At 60.9% G+C, this 18,925-nt stretch carries 10 protein-coding genes and 1 pseudogene; 6 read left to right on the top strand and 5 right to left on the bottom strand.

All coding sequences use genetic code 11. The annotated features are described in order from the left end of the window. Positions 1-20 precede the first annotated feature (20 nt). The gene (locus B0293_RS04680; RefSeq protein ID WP_005166179.1) at positions 21-2,072 is read right to left on the bottom strand and encodes a hypothetical protein; all 2,052 of its coding nucleotides are present in this window, start codon (positions 2,070-2,072) and stop codon (positions 21-23) included. Next, on the bottom strand, positions 2,069-7,375 hold the full coding sequence (locus tag B0293_RS04675) for a DEAD/DEAH box helicase (RefSeq protein WP_005166181.1): 5,307 nt from the start codon (positions 7,373-7,375) through the stop codon (positions 2,069-2,071). Before B0293_RS04675 ends, B0293_RS04680 begins: the two co-directional genes overlap by 4 nt. A gap of 758 nt (positions 7,376-8,133) precedes the next feature. Between B0293_RS04675 and B0293_RS44195 the strand changes: the two are divergent. The 3 genes and pseudogenes from B0293_RS44195 to B0293_RS44185 all read left to right on the top strand — a co-directional run. Then, positions 8,134-8,742 (top strand): annotated as a pseudogene (locus B0293_RS44195) (recombinase family protein); the annotation flags it as partial. A 200-nt stretch (positions 8,743-8,942) separates the two neighbouring features. After that, a complete protein-coding gene (locus tag B0293_RS44190; protein WP_005166183.1) occupies positions 8,943-9,608 on the top strand; it encodes a recombinase family protein in 666 nt (221 codons plus the stop codon). 371 nt (positions 9,609-9,979) lie between these two features. Then, on the top strand, positions 9,980-10,132 hold the full coding sequence (locus tag B0293_RS44185) for a hypothetical protein (RefSeq protein ID WP_245192112.1): 153 nt from the start codon (positions 9,980-9,982) through the stop codon (positions 10,130-10,132). A 358-nt stretch (positions 10,133-10,490) separates the two neighbouring features. Here the strand turns inward: B0293_RS44185 and B0293_RS44650 are convergent, their stop codons facing one another. Then, positions 10,491-10,619, bottom strand: coding sequence for a hypothetical protein (locus B0293_RS44650; RefSeq protein ID WP_005166185.1), 129 nt, complete (start codon positions 10,617-10,619; stop codon positions 10,491-10,493). Positions 10,620-11,050: 431 nt separating this feature from the next. Next, positions 11,051-15,184 carry a caspase family protein gene (locus tag B0293_RS42935; protein ID WP_158081882.1) on the bottom strand — a complete coding sequence of 1,378 codons (4,134 nt, stop codon included), beginning with the start codon at positions 15,182-15,184 and terminating at the stop codon, positions 11,051-11,053. A 109-nt stretch (positions 15,185-15,293) separates the two neighbouring features. Here B0293_RS42935 and B0293_RS04645 point away from each other — a divergent pair, with 109 nt between their 5' ends. From B0293_RS04645 to B0293_RS04635, 3 genes are read left to right on the top strand one after another with little or no spacing between them, the layout of a single operon-like run. After that, positions 15,294-16,628 (top strand): esterase/lipase family protein, encoded by a 1,335-nt coding sequence (locus B0293_RS04645; RefSeq protein WP_157376439.1) that lies wholly within the window; start codon positions 15,294-15,296, stop codon positions 16,626-16,628. Between the two features lie 29 nt (positions 16,629-16,657). Beyond that, positions 16,658-17,137 carry a phosphoribosyltransferase gene (locus B0293_RS04640; RefSeq protein WP_063936668.1) on the top strand — a complete coding sequence of 160 codons (480 nt, stop codon included), beginning with the start codon at positions 16,658-16,660 and terminating at the stop codon, positions 17,135-17,137. Between the two features lie 47 nt (positions 17,138-17,184). After that, positions 17,185-17,625: an NUDIX hydrolase gene (locus tag B0293_RS04635; protein WP_077241237.1), complete on the top strand. Its 441-nt coding sequence runs from the start codon at positions 17,185-17,187 to the stop codon at positions 17,623-17,625. A 7-nt stretch (positions 17,626-17,632) separates the two neighbouring features. On the opposite strand, the gene B0293_RS04630 is transcribed toward B0293_RS04635, so the two are convergent. Beyond that, a complete protein-coding gene (locus B0293_RS04630) occupies positions 17,633-18,868 on the bottom strand; it encodes a cytochrome P450 (protein WP_077241236.1) in 1,236 nt (411 codons plus the stop codon). Between the last annotated feature and the right edge of the window lie 57 nt (positions 18,869-18,925).

The raw sequence follows: 18,925 nt of genomic DNA, 5'->3' as shown, positions 1-18,925 counted from the left end.
CTTCGAAGTTCGGGTGCGGTTCAGTCCGAGGTCGCGTCGAGCCAGACGGGCCCGGGGTCGTCGCCGCGGCGATGTCCTCGGACAAAGGTGAAACCAGGCCGCAATTCGACGGGTGCGTGCGGTCCGTGAAGGCCGCGGATGTACTTCGCGTAGTTGGCCTTCGCCTGCTCACTGGCCCGGAACCCGTCCGGTAGCTGCCGCATACCCGGCGGCACCCAGTGCTCCTTGACCTGGCCGGCCAGCCCTCCCGGTCGACGTGCCTGATCGGGGATACGAGGTGCTCCGGTGCCGTCGGGCCACCAGACGAAGACGTCCGGCGCCGTCCGGTCCGCGACCGGTTCGCAGGTCAGCTTGCCCGCCTCCACCAGATCCTCGCAGGTGTGGATCACCTGCCAGAGCAGCACCGGGTTGACCAGATCCGGCCCGAACAGCGCCGTCATCAGCTGGGGACCGATGAGCTGCCGGGCGCCGAACGGCCCTGCCTCGCCGTGTCTGCGCAGTGCGTTGACGATGAATCGGCCCAGCGGGTCCACGCCGCGCCCTGGCTTGACACTCCGGCCGGACGCCGGCGTGGGGGTGGCTGCCTCGGTCAGGCCGAGCGCGGCGGCGAAGACCTTCTCGTCGGTCGCCCAGCGATAGTCGTCGCCGTAAGGCAGGGGCGCGTCGAGGAGCGTCGTCGAAAGCGCCACCCGGCGGGCGCCACGCGCGGCGGCGACGGTGACCTTGATCCCTGGGTAGAAGCCGAACGGCCAGGCGATGCCGGTCAGGCGGTTGTCCTTCAGGACCACCTCCTGGACACGCATCGCGTCGTCGAGCGGCTCGCCTTCGTGGAACAGGTCGATGATCATGTTCTGGTGGGGGAAGAGCTTCATGGCGGACGTGGGCAGCGGGAGCACGCCGTTGTCGATGTGCGTCGCGCGCAACGCGACCGTGAAAACGGTGAGGGTGTTGTCGAGGTGTTCCAGGAGGACGTCGTCCTCGATGGACTCCTCGCCCCGGGCGGGGTACGGCGCGCTGCGCCACACACCGCCCGCCTGCCACGGATCGTCGATCCGCACGTCGAGCCCGCCGAGCCGAGCGGCTTCGCCATCGATCGCGAGATTGGCGTGCACCACGGCTTCGACCGCGCCGGCGTAGGAGAGCAGGTCCGGCGTCTCACCGAGGTGGACCCTCGCCTCGAGCAACGGCCAGACGCCGGTGTAACGGGGTTCGCCTGCCGGCCGGGTGACGATCCTGACGATTTCCCCCAGGTCGTCTCCGCCGAGGGCGTCGGGCGAGGCGAGGCGTTCGGCGAACCGGTCAGCGGGGGTGGCGTACGGGCCCCAGCGGCGCAGGATCGCCGACCGCGTCAGGAGGCTGCCGATCGTGGTCAGAGCCGCTTCCAACGCGTCGGCGAGCGCGCCGTCGTCGTGGGGATCGGTCAGCAGGCCGCCCAACGGTCCGCTGAGCAGTAGCGGTTTCGCGCTCGTCAGCAGCCAGTCGGCGTACCAGCCGGTGCCCGGGGGCTGCGCAGCCACCGGGGCGGTACCGAGCACGTGGCCTCGCGCGTCGAGGACTGTGCCGCGGCGGCGCTGCCGTTCGAGCTCCGCCCGGTCGCGGTGGTTCAAGCCGATGCCGAACGCTTCGAAGTCGAGGATGGCGCGGGCTTCGCCGGCCTGCGCCGGATCGTTCCACCCGGATGTTCCCGGGAGCTCGGGCGGGACCCAGCCGTCGACGTCAACGCCGTGATGGGCTCCGAACTGCCCGACCACTTCGGCCCATAGGGTGTGCCCGCCTCGTTCGACGCGGACGAACACGCCCACCTCGGGAACCGTCTCCGTCTCGACGTCGAGGCGGAAGAACAGCTCCGGATCGAGGAGCTCTCCGCGATAGCCCGAGCCGTCCGGGCCGAAACCGAAATGCACGGCGTTGAACGCCGTCGCGACGTGCAGCGGAGCCCGTCGCGCCAGGGCCACCCGTTCCAGATAGGCGAGAACCCGTTCGTGCGGCGCGTCCGGCTCGACCAAAAGCTCCGCGGTGAACAGCGGATCGTCGTGGAACGGCCGCCAGATCTCGGTCGCGCTCGCTGTCATGTCACCACCTCCGCGGTTTGCCCGGCCGTGGTCCGCTCACGGCGTTCGTCTGCTTCTGCGTACCTGCGCAGCCGCCAAAGTCCGTCACCGGTCAGGATGACCTGCTCCGCGGCGTTCAGTCGGTCGAGCGCGGCGCGCACGTCATCGATCCGGGCGCCCGGATCACATCCGCGAAGGCGGTGGTACAGCAGCCTCGGCCACAGCGGACGTTGCCTTCCCGTGGCCGTATCCGGGTAGGTCTCGTCGCCGCGGAGCACCCGGTTGATCATCACGTCGGTGAGCCCGCGGTAGTTGTCCCACAGAAGGCTGCGGACATTGCGATCCGTCACCGTCCGGTACGGCAAGCCGTCTCGCCGGACCGAAGGCCGGGGGCGAGCCGTGTTGAACGCGCGAAGCAGGTCCGGCTGCGGGGCCCGGTCCGCGTTGCGTTGCCAGCAGGTTGAACACCGGCAAGCCGGCGTCGTGCACGTATCCTCGGGCAGGGCGTACTCCGGCATACCGAAGTACCCGGCGATGCTGGCGTTGGCGCAGGTGCGGTCTTCGTTATACCAGGCAAGAAGTTCGGCCAGTTCACGGTCACGCCGGGCGCGGTGTCCGACGGTGTGGCCCACCACCTCTCCCGGCACCGTCCGAGACGGCCGGACCGAGATCAGCGTCCGGTAGTTGCCGGCTTGGGAGACGTCGAGGCAACCCCGGTCGTGGAGCGTCGAAAGGACGGCCCAAGTACCGGCGACGTCACCGGATGTCCGGTCGTATCGAGGCACCTCCCGCGCGAGTCTCTCGTGCAGTTCGGTCATCTCGTACCGGCCTGACCTCGCCGAAACGATCTGCTGCAGCCGCTGGGCAACCGCCGCCAGCTCGTCGTCGCCCAGGTCGAGGGGTTCGTCGACCGGAGCCAGCAGGACCGTCGCCGGAAAGTCGCCCCGGTCGTCGAGCACGCCGTTTTTAGCCAGGACGGCGACCGACCGGATGACGGCGGTCCGGAAGGCGTCCACTGTGGACGCATGCCGCGCTTCGGCGGGCCGCAGTCGTCCCGCCGCGACCTCGACCCGAAGGCAGCTGTCCGCGAGCTCGTCGGGATCCAGCACGCCGCTCCTGGATGCGGTTTCGAGCAGGAGCTTCCCGATCTGGTTCTCGGTGGCGGACGACAGGCCTTGCGAGAGCATCCACCGCAGGGTGCGGAAGCCGCGACCGGTCCCGAGAGCCAGGCCGTAGGACGGCGAGCTGATCTCGGCGGCGGTCTTTCCGGCCTGATCACGTCCGGCTCGGCCGAGCTGCTGGTAGAGCGCGGCGAGGTCCGGCGGCGGCGACACTACGAACACACACCGGATGTCTCCCCGGTTGACGCCGAGTCCGAACGCGCTGGTCGCCACGATGATCAGCGGAACGAAACCGGGATCGCCCTTGACCGGTGCTTCGCGGAATTCGGTCAGCACCGCCGCCTTCTCCGCTTCGGACAGCCGGCCGTGGAAGCGCCGGACCTGCCGGACACCGGCGTCGCCGAGGAACTGGCGGAGATGGGCGTGCAGAGCCTCGACCTCTTTCACGGTCAGGCAGTAGAAGATCGCGTGGTCGTCGCACGCGGTCGCGATCTCCTCGGCGAGCCCGGCGACCGTGGCGGGTCCGGCGTTGTGGATCACCCGCCGGTACAACGCCAGCTCGGGACGTAGCGGACTGGCGGTCACCATGACGAGTGAATCACCCTCAACAGGCTCCTCGGCCACACCGAAGAGTCCCGCTCGCAGGCCAGCGCGGACCGACCGGTTCGCGGTGGCCGTCACCGCGGTCACCCGCACCCGGTCGTCGTTCCTGAGCTCGGTGATGAGCCGCTCGGCACGGCGGAAGCTCGGCCGGAAGTCGTCGCCCCACTGCACGAACGTGTGCGCCTCGTCCACCGCGATCCGGCGGAGGATGCCCTTCTCCGCCGCTTCGCGCAGCAGCTCCTGGAACCGGCGGTTCGCCAGCCGTTCCGGCGAGACGTAAACGAGCCGGATGCCGTGGTCCGCGACCCCGGTCAGCTGTTCGGCGACCTCGGTCTTCCCGCGTCGGCTGTTCGACTCGGGCATCGGCCCGACCAGCGCGCGCACGGCCCCGCCGACGGTGGCGTTCAGCTCGAGGGCCTGGTCCGCCATCAAGGCGACCAGTGGCGAAACGACGACGGTCACCCCGGAAAGCGCCAGCGCGGGCAGCTGGAAAGCGTACGACTTGCCGAAACCGGTCGGCAGCAGAGCCAGCACGTCGGCGTCCTCGGCGACCGCACGGATCACCGATTCCTGTTGTGCACGAAGCCGAAACGGTTCTTCCGAGAAGCGGAGCAGGCCCGCGATCCGGCCGCACCGCTCCACCAGCAGGTCGCCCAGCTTCCCGGCGGCCCGCGCGGCCGCTTCCTCGACTGGGTTGATCACCGCGTCGAGGATCTCGCGAGTGGCCGGCAGCAAGGTGTGGGTCCGCAGGGCGTCCGACTCGCACAGTTCGGCGGCTCGGTGCCGCTCGATGAGCCCGTTCTCGCCGAGGAACTGCCAGATCGTCCGCCAGCCTTCGGCCATGGTCAGCACGTTGCCTCCCGCGGGCTCTCCGGTCACTTCATCGGGGACCTGCAGCCCCGGATCGAGCGACTCGAGGAACACCCGGCGATAGCTCCGCCGTTGCGCGGTCCGGCCGGCCAGCCGGCGGTCGCTGATCACTACGATGCCCCGGTGCTCGGTCGAGCGAACCAGCCTGCCGACGGCTTGCCGGAGATCCATCGCGGCCAGCGGCAAGTAGTAGTTCTCGTTCGCGGAACGTTCCGGATCGGGATCGCCGGCGTCGGCGGCTCGGCGCGCCGCTGCCGCGCGACGGGCGGCGACGAGCGGGTCGGCGAAGGGCGCGAACGGCAGCTTGTTGATCCACACAAGGGAAACCCGGTCGGCTGCGAAATCGACGCCCTGCCACATTCCCCGCGTCGCGACACAGAAGCCGCCTGTCTCGGCGAACGAGCGAGCGGCACGTGTGTTGCCCAGCAGCGGCGCCACCGTGACCGGCGTTCCCGGCGCCCGGCCGGAGAGTTCACCGATCAGCCGTTCGGCGATGGCGGACGCAGCCTTCTTCGCGGTCGTCAAGACCAGTCCGCCGCCGCGGAACGCGTCGCCCTCGCGGCGAATGACCTCCTTCGCATAGCCGGCGAGCTGGTGTGCTGTCGTGCGTACCGCGCCGTCGGCCTGCTCACCCCAGCTCGGGAAGTCCGCCAGGCAGACCAGCCGGGCCTGACCGGCCAGATCGAACGGGCCGGTCAGGGCGAACGCGTCGACTTCCACCCCGAGGCCGAGCCTCGAGCGGATATACGTCCAGCTGCCGCCCACCCGGAGCGTGGCGGAGACGTAGAAAACCCGGCCGAACCGCTCACGCACGTCGGCCCAGGTCGTCTCGCGGCTGAGCTCGATCGGGGCGGACACGACCGCGAACGCATATCGGCGAGCCGAAACGCTGATCCCCTCGCTCTCCAGCTCGGTGGCGTAGACGACGCGGTTGCCGTCCTCGGGCGGCGGATCGTCCGGCGTTCCGTCCAAGATCAGCCGCGCGTCTCCGGTGACCCGGCTCGCCGCATCCGCAAGCACCTCCGCTCGCGCGGCAAGTGAGGCTGTGCGCTCGTACTCCCACCAGACATCGGTCCGAGCGCGAGCACCCAGGTACGCGGCCAAAGCCCCGGAAACGGCATTCGCCGATCGAGCCAGCCGGTCGAGCCGGCCGAGCAGCTGCCGGGACGGCGCCTCGCCGCCGACTCCACCGAACGGGCTGGCCAAGGTGACGACGCGGCTGCCCACTGTGCCACCGGACCGGTCGAAGACAGCCTGAGCCGCCCGCGGCAACGCTTCGGTGTCCAGCAGGGACTCCAGGTCGGCGACGGCTTCCGCCAGCCGGTCGGGGACGTCACGCCCGCGCGTGCACCAGCGGCGCAGCTCACCGGTGAGGTTCTCCACGGCGCGGTAGTCGACCTCGGCGCTCGCCGCGGCGGTGGCAGCCTGCTCAAGTGAGTGGGCCTCGTCAATGACGAGCAACGTCGAGTCCGAACCCACGTCCGGCTGGCTCAGGAGCAGCGCGTGGTTGGCAACGATGAGCTGACTCGCGGCGAACGCCTCAGCCGCCGTCTCCGAGAGCCGGGCGAGGAGCGACGACGAGCTGCGCCGGTAGTCGCCGTTCTCCTGGCTGAGGCCGATGAGCCAGAGCGTCAGCGGGACCCGGGCACCCGATTCGAAGTACTCGGAAATGAAGGCCGGGAGATCGGCCGGGTCCACACTCCGGGAGGACCAGCGGTCGTCGAGCGTCTTCGCCTCGCCCAAGCGCCGGACCAAGTAGATCAGCAGCTCCCGGTAACTCGGGTCGGTGGCGAACCGGGTGCGCTGCTCGGGCCGGGAGCTCGCCACCGCGCCGGTGGCGTCGGCCAGCGCGGTGACCATCGCCCGCAGGGACAGCCGGTTCCGCTTGCCCTTGACCAGCGCGGCGACGTCCGCCAGACCGGGCACCACCGCGGCCAGCTTGGCGATGTCCCCGGCGAGCTGGGACTGCAGCTGCTTGGTGTGGGTCGAGAGGACGACCTGCCGGCCCAGCGCACCGGCGAGCCAGTCGAGACCGGTGGCGAGGACGGCGAGGCTCTTGCCGGTCCCGGTGGGTGCTTCACACAGAGCATCCCGGCCGGCGGTCACCTGAGCGGCCAGCTGGGCGGACATCTCCTGCTGCGCCGGTCGACGCTCCACTCGCCCCGAGGCTGCCGCCTGGGCAAGGCGGTGCGGATCGACCCGCCCCGAGTCGTCGCGCAGCTCGTCCGGCACGACCAGCGGGGTGTTCCGGCGGCTCGGTGACGGCGCCGGGATGAGGTCGGACAGTACCTGCTCAACCTCCGCATCGTCGTGCTCGTGGGTGGCCAAATCGGACGGAAGCAATGAAGCCAGCAGGTCCCAGGCCGCGCTACCGGTGCCCGCGCTCAACGCCAGGACACGCTCTGCTTCAGGCCACGCAGCCACGGTCGACGCCGCGAGCTGGACCACGCGGGCCGTCAGTGTTGCGTCTGCCTCGGCGTCATGCCAGCGCAGCCCCGTGCGGTCGACCCCGACCTCAGTGGCCAGCTCGGCCAGTCGGTGGGAGGAAGCCGTCGGCCAGATAGCGTGAGCGAGGTAGAGCGCATCGACCCGGCGGTGGCCGCCGAAACCCTGGATGCCCGCGTTGCCGCTTGCTTCGTCGAGCAGAGGGAAGTCGGCCTGTATGCCGTTGTAGGCAACCAGGGTGTCGGCGTCGGCGCAGAATTGCCACAGCGCTTCGAACGCTTCCACCGGACTAACTGCATGGCTTTCGTATGACGCGCGAACGCGCTCCGATCTGATCTCCGCTTCCCAGTATTCGTCCGACAGCCTTACCCAGGCCGTGAACCGCTCCCCCTTGCCAACCCAATTCGAGTCGCTGGACAAGCGAGCGGCACCAATCTGATACACCTGGCGATCGCCGTCCGGTTTCTCCGAGCTGGGACGAACCACGGATTCGAAGTCCACGATGACAGCCCGCAAGAGATCGCGCCGTCCGTCGTCAGGTTGCGCCGCTTCTGCAACAGCAGAGAGTATTTCACCGTCAGCCAGCACCAAGCCGGCCTGGATCGCCGACATGACGATCGTACGCAGACGTCGCAGTGTCAGTGACGGCCAACGACGCTGAGCTTCGCTCAACAGCGCGCTTCCGTCGACCGGACCGATACGAGCAAGAATCTCAGCGACTTCCCCGGCCTGGCTCGCTCCTACGGCTATGGGAACCTCCGACGACGTCGTCTCAACCACAGGATCGTGGCTCCTTTTCACGTTTGCCGAACGAGAGGTGCAACGTCAACACCAAGTCACTGGGACGGCCCAGTAAATCCGGCTCCGCCCAGCAAGATCGACGATCACCGCTAGGTACGGTTGATGGGTCGGCGGTCAGCCACCCGCTGTTACAACGCCTCAGAGGAAATCGATAACGTTTCGCTAGTCGAGCGCCATGCGGACCCGGCACACAGCGAGGGCTACGCTCGATCGTCGCCGCATAGGGCGTTATACATTCCTCAATGACGCATCGCGACTGCGCTGATCGGATGAACCACTCAGAGCGCGCCGTCATGACCCCACGGCGGAGACATCCGTCCAGCGTGATCCTACCGCACCCGCCCTTACCTCAGGTCGCACCACCTGCTGGCACGGCCGATCTGCTGGCGCAGTGGATGAACGGCAAGAAGCCAACAACCACCACCCCTACCCGCCGCGACCACGGCAGTGGCTTGCGGTTCGCCTTCTACGGCCGCACGTCGACCACCCGCCATCAAGACCGCGTGTCGTCACAGGGCTGGCAACGGGACATGGCCGATGAGTTGGTCGCGGGCCACGGCCAGGTCGTCGTGACTTACTTCGACGCCGGCGCCTCACGCCGCATCCCGTGGCGACAACGCCCTCAGGCCGCCCAGCTCATGACTGCGGCCTCGATCCCAGAATCCGTGATCGATGCGATCGTGGTCGGCGAGTACGAGCGGGCCTTTACCGGCACCCAATTCGTCACCCTCTACGCCTGGTGCACACGGCACGGCATCCAGCTGTGGCTGCCCGAGACAGGAGGTCCAGTCGACCTCGCTAACAGCGATCATCGGGCGCTATTGTCGCTTCTCGCGACCCAGTCGCAGCGCGAAGTGCTCCGCGCCCGCCACCGGGTACTGGCAGCGATGCATAACCAGGCAACCCAGCAAGGACGCCACCTCGGCGGCCGACCACCCTACGGCTACCAACTTGTCGACGCCGGCCCGCACCCCAACCCGGCCGACGCCCGCTGGGGCCGACGCCTCCAGCGCCTCGCCCCCGATTCTCGAACCGCACCCACGTCGCCTGGATGTTCCGCCAGCGTCTCGCCGGGCACAGCGTCGCCAGCATCGCCCGGCACCTCAACGAGCGCGGTATCCCCTGTCCGTCCAGCGCCGATCCACACCGCAACCGGCATCGAACCCGCAGTACCTGGACCCTACGCACCGTCGCCGTCATCCTGGCGAATCAGCGCTACACCGGACGGCAGACCTGGAACCGTCGCGCCACCGGCACCGACGGCCCAGCCTCAACGCCCGCGCTGTCGTCGAAGGCTGCCCATCCGGCGCTGATCACGGAGCAGGACTTCGTCGCCGCGCAGCAAGTCCGAGCAGCGCGCCCCGCCGACGACGGCCAGACTCGCCGATTCGCCCTCGCCGGGCTCATCCACTGCGGCGTTTGCAACCGGCGACTGGACTCGCACTGGAACCACGGGCGACCGACGTACCGCTGCCGCCATGGCCACACCAGCAGCCAACGCGCGGGCCAACCGCGGCCGAAGACGCTCTACATCCGCGAAGACCATCTCGTCGACGAGATCCACGTCCGGCTCGGCATTCAAGACGGTGACGGCCACGTCCCGCTGGAGTCAGCTCGGACACGAAGCAGCCGTATCACCGTAGCGTTGCGCGACTCGCGGCAGTTCATTGTCTGCGATAGCGCCGGGTGGCGACTAGAGAAGATCGATTCGAGCTAGGCTGCGATCGCCCCAGCTTCAAGATCGCGTTCCGCGATCCGTGGGGTAATACTGTGTCCGAGCGAGTTGCTCACTATCCACACGGCTCGACCTCGTGTGACATTCAGTCATATTCGAAAGCAGCCGGTAATCAGGCACCTCCTCGTCAGGGAAGATCATACCAACTTCTGATTAGGTCGCGGTGTACCGGTAGTTGGCTCAGGCACGTTAACCCTGCTGTTATTGAGCCTCTGCCTACGGCAGATGACGTCGAGGCCCTGGTGCTGCGCCATGAGGTCGCTGTGTTGCAGTGGCAGGTGGGTAAGTCGTGTCCGTCATGAGTGAGCTTCCCCCTGGTTCGCCGGACCAGTTCTAGTCCAGGTGATCACTGCGTGGAGGACTATCGCGGATTGGTAGACGATGGCGAGCTTGTCGTAGCGGGTGGCCAGGCCACGCCATTGCTTGAGCAGATTGAACCGGCGCTCGACAACGTTGCAGCAGCGGTAGTCCACCGGTTCGAACGTGAGTGGGCGACCACCGCGTGAACCTCGTAGTTTGAGGTGCCCGGACTGATCGCAGGTTCGGGGATCACCGCGGTGATGCCCCGGTCTCGCAGATGCCGGCCTGACCGGCTTCGGACCCGGCCACGCGCGGTCCGACGGATCCGCAGGTGTCGCATCAGGTGCGGGAACATTGGTGCGTCGCCGACCAGGGCCATCAGTGGTCGGCCGTTGCCGTCGACGAGGTGGTGGACTTTGGTGCTCCAGCCGCCACGAGGCGGCCTATCGCGTGATCACGCGGCTCAGTCAGCAGATCCGTGTAATTCGACCTAGCCCTTGTAGGGCAGGTGATCCTGGTGGCGTGCTTACGTGCCCGCACGATCGTCGAATCCACCGACGACGCCTAGTCCACCAGACCGGCCGCGTCCGCGATGGTCAGCAAGCGTTGCAGCACGGCGTCCCAGGTCTCTTCGTCGGCCATCCGGCGATGCCAGGTCCAGATCGTCTGCCACGGACCGAATACGTCCAGCACATCCCGCCAGGCGATCCCGCACCGTTAGGGGTAAATGACTCCTTCGACCATCGCCCGGGCATCGGAGAACGGCCTGCCTCGTTTACCAGTACGGACCGGGAGCAGATCCTCGATCAACGCCCACTACGACGTCTGACAGCAACTGAACCGCGACACGACCAGCAGCATCCCAGCCGCCAACCAAAACCTTCGCCAAAGACGCCCTATCACCTAACCGCGTACGTGCTGACGATGCTGGTCGTTGCCATGCTTCAGTGTTTGGCACGGTACAACCTCCAGCTGACACAAGTTGCTATGACACATCCTGATGCCTTCAGTAGCTGCCTAATTAATACTTAAAGGCTTCGGGGCAAAATCAAAAATTTGACATCCAGACTGTCTGGCCACTTTTCGATGAAGTACATTTCGGCGTCCTATTGTATCGATGAGAGCTATCTTGGCCGTAAGATTGAGTCTTTCAAATCAATCACGAATACGCCTTGCCTGGTAGCAATAGCAACTTCGTTTTCTGTGGAAGCAACATCCAATACGCTGTTAGCAGGAATCTTTCCGAATACGCCTCTGTCGGGGCGCCAAATCAAAACGTCACCTTGCGCAGAAGCGGCCAAAAGCACGTCAAGACCGCCAACTTTGCCCATGGCGAGGTTTCTAATAGAATTATTAGAAACCGTTGAGGTGATCGCCGGTGCTCCATTTGGATGCCATAGCCGGATGATTCCGTCATCGCCTGCCGAAGCAATCACTACATCGTCATCTAACGTGCCAGCTACGACGGCATGCACCCATTCCTGGTGGCCGCCCATGATCGAAGTGCAGGTACCTCGCTGCCAATCCCATATACGAACAGTTGCATCTGATGCTGACGACGCCAGAAACGAGCAGCCATTCACGACAAATGAATCAAGGCTAAGGATTGTACCATCATGTCCGCCTAAAGAATGCAACCTTTTCCCAGTGCTGACACTCCAAACCGTAATCATCCGATCGTCGCCGCCTACGGCGACGAACAACTCTCCCTCAATCATTATAAACGTTACAGCGCGTAGCGTTCTATCGGGGCCTTCAAAGTCAATAATCAATTGACCCTCAGTAGACCAGATGCAGACATGCCCTTCACTTCCAACGGAAGCGAGAAAGTGAGAAAAGCCGACATCGACTGCGGAAATACAATTTATCGCCGAGTGATGTGCCTTCCAATCGGTAACGAGTTGCCCAGATAGGCGATCCCGGATAAAGATTCGGCCGTCATCGTCTGCCGAGATCACGACATCGCCTTCTTTTGAACCTGCTAGGGCCACGCAGTGAGTTGCTGCGGCTTTAGTTTGACCTGCGAGAACCTTCTGACTGTCAGGTGCCCAAAGACGGACAGTGCGGTCGTGGCCGCCACTGGCAATCAATAAACCTCCGTCGTCACCAGTCCTGGCATCGACCGACCAAATGACATCGGAGTGGCCTTCAAGCAGCTGTGCGCAAGCACCGTCACTTACGCTCCATATTCGTAACGTGCCATCGGTGCTCGCCGACGCAATAATTGGTCTCTTCACCGAATTACTTGCCGATAGGCCCGTGATCCAATCGGTGTGGCCCTGCAAAGTCATTACGATTCTACTGTTCGCCAAGTCCCAGACGAAAATCTCGTTGCTGCTACCGCCGGCTGCAAGGAGCATTTTATCTTCAAGAGTGATAAAAGCCATGCCGTAAGTACTTTCTGAGCAGTCATGAAGAGTGCTCAAAACCGACCAAGAATTAGTGTCCCACAGGGTGATGAAATTGTCATCACCACCCGCCGCAAGGATTCCCCCATGATCCACCGCTATTGCGGCAAGTGTTCTTACCCAATCCGAATGTTGCTCCAGTTTTACTTCAATTCGCGCGCCAACTATGTTCCAAATACAGACTGTGCCTTGATCGCCGGATACCGCTGCTATATCACGCTGGCCAGGAACGGGAGAAATGCTAAGAATCTCCCCGACTTGAGCGTCAAACTGATGCAGAAGCGTCAACGTTCTTAAGTCCCAGACATTCATTAGGTTGCCATCGGAAGTGAGTAATGTTCGACCATACGAAGTATCCAGCCAAGTAGCTGACCGGATCCAATTATCGTGGCGAGCTAGTTGACCTATGCTTCGTCCAGAATGCAGAGACCAAATGTGAGCGATACCGTCACCGGAACCTGAAAGCAAAAATATTTCATCGGGCGGACCGACGAACGTCAATGTGTAGATCGATGAGATGTGCCCAAACAGAGCTCGTGTATAGAAGACTCTGCGAAGTCGGGCCCACCTTGGCCACCACGGAGCACCAATACTTTTCTCGATCGTTACCGGTCGGTTCGTCATAAGTGCATGAAGCGCCAAGACCGCTTTTCTTGCCGATGGAGACTGCCCGCGAAGTGACTCTCCAGACTGCAGGTACGTGCGAACCAGATCTGGGGTATTGGCGGTGATACCCGTACCAAGTGCTTCGGTTAGGACATCCAGGTCAGCATGGGAAAGAAAGTCTACATCATCAACGATTTCGCCGAGACACTCGCCAGTGGCCGCGTGGCTCGCCAAATATCGAGTTATATATGGATTAGCGGATGACCAACCATTTGACCGGCTGCATTGGACGAATGTGGCGCATATTCGCTGGTGAGCGACTATCACGTCAAGCGGTGTTAACATACCGGCCAGAACCTCAGCGATCGCCTGGTGGTAAAGGCGAAACACGGTCTGCCCTTCTTCCACTGCCTCTACGAGATACCATGCAGCATCACTGATTATTGCCGAGACGTCATCATCGGTGTAGATTCGCTTGCCGAGAGAGAGGGTAGTCGCAACTGTTGCCCACACCTCTCGACGAGGCAGCCCCTTGCCTCGGGAGAATGCCAGGGCGCCAAGTAGATCTTGTGCAGCTTCCGGATCCGCTTGACGTTCAATGTCGGCCCTTATAACGCGCTCGAAACCACCTTTGGTAATATCGCTAATGATTTGCTCATGCCAGTCTTGACGAAATACCTGAGCTGACTCCTGCAGTTGGAGCGCGCGAACTGCGAAGCGAGCTAAGAGAAAGACACCTTGGCACAGCGAAGCGACTTTACTTGCTGCGGTCTGCACAGCGTCGGCGTCCGACCAGATCCCCGAAAGACGCTTATACACGTAGCTCGCGATGCTGCCTTCGCTCTCCGGATCTTGATCAAGGTCAATCACTGATGGTCGCACATTTTCGTCGAGTAGCATTTCCGCCAGCGGCCCCAACGAGTCAGTGCTGGCAAGGTCGCGAACCGGAATTTGGCGCCGTGAACCTATGACGATTTTAAACCCTGGTATTTGTGCGAGTTGTCGAACGAGATCCACCGCGATCAGTTGGATGTTTCCGGGCGCCGCTTCATCCAACGCGTCTAACAGTACTGTTCGATCCTTGAGATTATTTCGAAGGTTATCCAAGAGGTTTTCGCACGTGACAACAGTCGAAATATCGGCAAATCCGAACTCAGCAGAAAGAAGGCTCGCCACGTCATTAAGTGACCTGTTCTTTAGATGGACAACCGCATCAAAGGTCCCAAGCTCAGGTATCAAATCTGCATCACTGGATTTCAGTCCAAGCGATACGCATGCTCCATTCGCCCTGCGATCTGCCAAAACTGCGAGCCGTCCTAATATTGCGGACTTTCCGGTGCCTGGTGATCCGGTGAGAATCAAGACTCCTTGCCTGGTTTCTTTGAGCCACTCGAGGATCCGACGAGTCGTCCCGCGGCGGCCGGAGAAATGCCAGCCTAGATCGATGATGTCCGAACCGGAAGCGTGGAGCAAGAAGTGCTCCCGATCGTCTGGTGGCAATGCGGCTAAGACATGGCTTAGCTCAACTGGACGGTCTGGAGCAGGCGACCTGAAGCGAGGGTTTGGAACTATGCGCAATGATTCATTGCCTGCGGTCATCGAAAATTGATGATCGCCCAGGCGATCGCGAATCTCTTCACATAATTCGCCAGGTGTGATGTATGGATCCATATCGCGCCAATGACGTTGCGTCACAGAGCCGTCATCTATGCTGGATACTAACGCTCCGACAAAGAGGCCAGCGTACGATTGTTCATGATGAAGTGTGGACGCGAGGACTGCAACTCGTGTCGGTGGCCGCGCAGTACTAGCTGCGCTTCGATGTAAGGTCACGTTCATCTCTGATGCCGCATAGCCGGCCCTGCACGTGTCCAGCAGTATAAGAGCCTGAGAAGCTCCGCTGTTAATGATGCACTCAATAAGGTCAAGTGCGCTAATGGCATTGATCGACGAATATGGTGCCTGAGCAGGACTCGAGCGCGTCAATATAAAATGCCGTCCGAGGTGCATTCTGCCATGACCGCCGACATATAGAATCAAAGAGTCCGTTGACGTCGCAGCCTCTCGCGCCCACTCTGCGACGGCCGCGATAATTTCGACGGCGTTCGCATGCGCTAATGGAACACCTTCGTCTGCCGAGGCAAACCCAAGAGTTCTAAAGAGTGAGCTGATTCGTTCAGCATCCTGTGGTGTATCAGGTAACGAGCCATGAGAGGTGGCCGTATAATCGATGCCGATCGCCAAGATCGCACCACTCTGCCTCCTGGTCACCGCAACTCCCGCCAGTTCGTGAATTCTCAACCACTCGGTAGTGCTATTGACTTTTTCCCTCGCTATGTGCAGAGTACCACGAATGCGCCGCATTATCGTGGTCATTCCAGGTATCCTAGGCAGCGTTCTAAAGCGTGGCGGTAAGCAGATGTGGGGATATGGGCGGCTAGCAAAGGAGGCTGCCCAGCTTGGGCACCGCTTAGTTACAGACTTGCAGTTGGCGCCAGCAGCGTTCTCGCGCGGCACTGAAGGCTATGACGACGGTATTGAAGCCGAGGCATTGCTGCCAAGCTTGGGGCTAATTCCCGGTTTTTTCGGTTCAACTGGCTATAGTGATTTGATTGCCGCTTTGGAGAACGAGTTTCCTGGGGCGGTTTATTCGTTCCCTTATGATTGGCGCCAGTCAAATCGGGCTTCTGCACAACGCCTAAAGGAATGGCTCACTCCAATCCTAATCGATGCTCGACGTTTGGATTCACGATGCCAGGTATCCTTTGTTTGCCATTCAATGGGTGGACTAGTGGCTCGATATTTTGCTCATTGCCTAGATTCACTCGGTGTTACACAGCGGATCATTTGTATTGGTACGCCATTTCTTGGTTCAGTTAAAGCATTAAATTCATGGTTTCCTCGACGTGTAGGGCGCATCGGTCCTGACTTAAGTCAGTTAGTGCGGTCCTTTCCGTCTGCTGCCGAACTTCTTCCAGTCTACCCCTGTGTGAATCTGGGGATTCGAAAAACATTGGTTCCGCTCACCGATGCTGGATTCGAAGAAGTGTATGAAGCAGCGCATCATGGTGCAGACTTTCACTTGGAAATGCGACAAGCGGTGTCCCGCCGCAGTTCTGCTTCGGGCCCCGTATATCATGTCATCTTAGGAAATAGCCAACGGACGCCTGTTGTATTCTCGATGTCAGAAGCTGATTCGTTGCCACCCGCGGATAGTCCGTATAGTCAATCTGGTGACGGCACAGTTGCGCGTATCTCAGCATTTCCTCCAGAGTGGGAAGATGATGCGGCCTGCTTTTTCGCATCTGGACGGCATGCTTCCTTGCAGTCCACTAAAAATATTGTCAGGCAGGTTCTCGGTATACTTTCGGCACGCCCAAGGCCTCCGATGGCGACTCCTTTGGGGATAGCTGTTGAGTCCGACGAAGATGCCATCGCTGTCGGTGACAAATTGACCGTGCGGGGGACGTTCGCTTCACGTGAATTATCGACCCCGATGACGTTATCTTTATATGACGATGCTGGAGAACTTTATTCTGGACCGTCGCCATTCCGCAAAGTGTCTGCCACCGAATGGATCGCTACGACAGTTCTTCGCCGGAGAGGACTATTTCGATGGGATGCGGCTTCAGCGCTGGATGCCAATGAGAAATTACAGCCCATCTCCGATGTAGTGATCGTGCTGTAGTCTGAGATTCTTTCTAACGTTAGGGAACGATGCGAAGAATTCTAAGCTGGAGCGATATCGAGCGATGTGTAGATAATCTTGTTGCAGCACTTGTGGCTAATGAGGCTCCCGAGGTACTGATTGCAATTGCCCGTGGAGGGATGGTGCCAGCCGCTCTCCTATCTCATCGACTTGGCGTTCGTGACGTCAGGATACTGCAGGCACAAGTGACGAGGGGTGATTCAATCGACGCAGATCGATTATCAAGGGTAGTAGTGCCTGATGCTGGACAGCCAGGTGATCTTACAGGGAAAAGTGTCTTGGTTGTAGACGATATCACTACAACCGGTGAGACGCTTATGGCAGTTGTTGATGTCGTTCGTGCACAAGGATGTAGCATGGTAAATGCTGCCGTATGCGTAGTTCGACCTGACTTTGAATTGGAGATAGAATTCGATCTCGTTGCAGGTTGCTCGCTTGACGGGTGGATCGTCTTTCCATGGGAGTTGGGAACGGATAAATCACACTGAATTAAGGGCTTATTGGAATTATTTTAACTAAAAGTATTGAAGGGAAGATGATGCGACCCGAGGATCAAAGGTACGATGCTTCGCTTAAGGCGATGCAAAAAGTAGGCGCTGTTATTATTAGCAATCGAAAGGTTATGGTTGTCAGAAAGAAGAATGAAAAACAAAGCGAATGCATCATGCCCGGTGGAAGAATGGAGGAGGGCGAGACTCAGTACGAATGTCTTGTTCGCGAATTAAATGAAGAGCTAAAGGTTGATGTGGGAGAGTGTGAGTTTGTAGGAACCTATCGTGACATTGCAGTATTTGAAGGAGTTCCATTGGTGATTCATGCGTATCATGTTGAAATAAAGGGAACTCCTCGTCCTTCTAGTGAGATCAAGGAGTATATATGGATAAACACGGAGTTTCCCGCGAGTGGCCTGCGCGTGGCTTCTATTATGGCGCGGAAGGTGATGCCAGAGATGAAGCGTCGCGGTCTTATCGATTGAGTGTCTTTTAGGTTATTCGCACCATTACCGATTTAGGGTGAAACAGGAATCCAACTTTATTGGTTTCACTCTCCCGCTTAATGCGGGTGACGCTTTGGGGAAGTGTATCAAGTGTCTCAATCGATCGTTCGGCGAGTGCACAAAAGAAGCTTGAGATTGCCGCCTGTACTGCGCGGTGCGCGAATTGGGCACCAAGGCAGCGATGTCGACCTATGCCAAACCAAATTGAGTCACGGCGTCTTCGCTTGGGATCGAAAGAGCTTGGACGATGGTAGGCACGGGAATCCCAAGCTGCAGCGAGACTTGATGTAAGTACAGGATCACCAACTTCGATCTTCTGTCTAGATAGCTGGACCTGGCTTGTTGCAATCCTGGGTAAGTTTGTCGGTCCGTTATTATGGTAGCGGAGGACCTCTTCGGTAATCCGGGACCAGGCATGGGTGTGATCTTGTGCTTTAATTGAACCTTCGGTTATGGGCATTATTTTTGACCGGTTTTTGATGCATTGAAGTATGCCGAGAATTATCGGAGCTTCGAGGGGTTCGACTAGATTAAAAAGCAACATGGACACGGTTCCTGTCGCCTCAGTGTGGGAGATTTTACGATCGCTTTTCCATGCGTTCCTGATCGGAGAAAGTGGGCCGTGATACGGGGCTTCTTGGTTCAGGAGTTGCTCTGCGATGCTTAAGATCTCACGAGTTGCCCGGAAGATGCATTGCGGGTCTTCGACGAGACTTGCTTGCGCAGATAACAGTTTTCGAATCTCTGCGAGTTCACGGGCATTGATGCCAAGGGTTTGTGAACATAGTTTTGCGACGATAGGCTGGGCATACTCGGAAACTAGGTCGATGGTATCTGTTGCTTTCAACGCATAACGCAGTGTGTCTCGGGACCATTCCTGTAGTTGATCACTCCAATGTATGATTGCTTTCTTTGTAAAAAGTGGGAAAATAGCGCTCCGAACTCGAGAGTGCTGGTCGCCTTCAAGATTGAGTATGCAACCACCTATAGATGTAACGTCGTCGCCTCGAAGGCGCGGCGCGCCAGGGTAGGCTAAAGATCTTGAGAGGCGGGTGTCCATGAACGCCTGTTTCACATCGTTGTGTTTTGTGACGAGCCACATAGTCTGCCCGCTAGGGGTCTTTACTTTCACGATAGGAAAATCGCTGCACTGTATTTCCAGCAGCGTAGGCGAGATCGAATAATTTGGACCCGGCGGAAAATCTTCAGGGTAGCGCAGCATTTTCGTCGACGCTCCAGCTGGTAGTTTGTTCGTTGGTGATCAAATCAGGTGCGGACG

The sequence above is a fragment of the Amycolatopsis azurea DSM 43854 genome (assembly GCF_001995215.1).
In the GTDB taxonomy this organism is placed as follows: domain Bacteria; phylum Actinomycetota; class Actinomycetes; order Mycobacteriales; family Pseudonocardiaceae; genus Amycolatopsis; species Amycolatopsis azurea.
The sequence above is the reverse complement of the archived record's forward strand: the minus strand, read 5'-3'. Positions and strand labels throughout refer to the sequence as shown.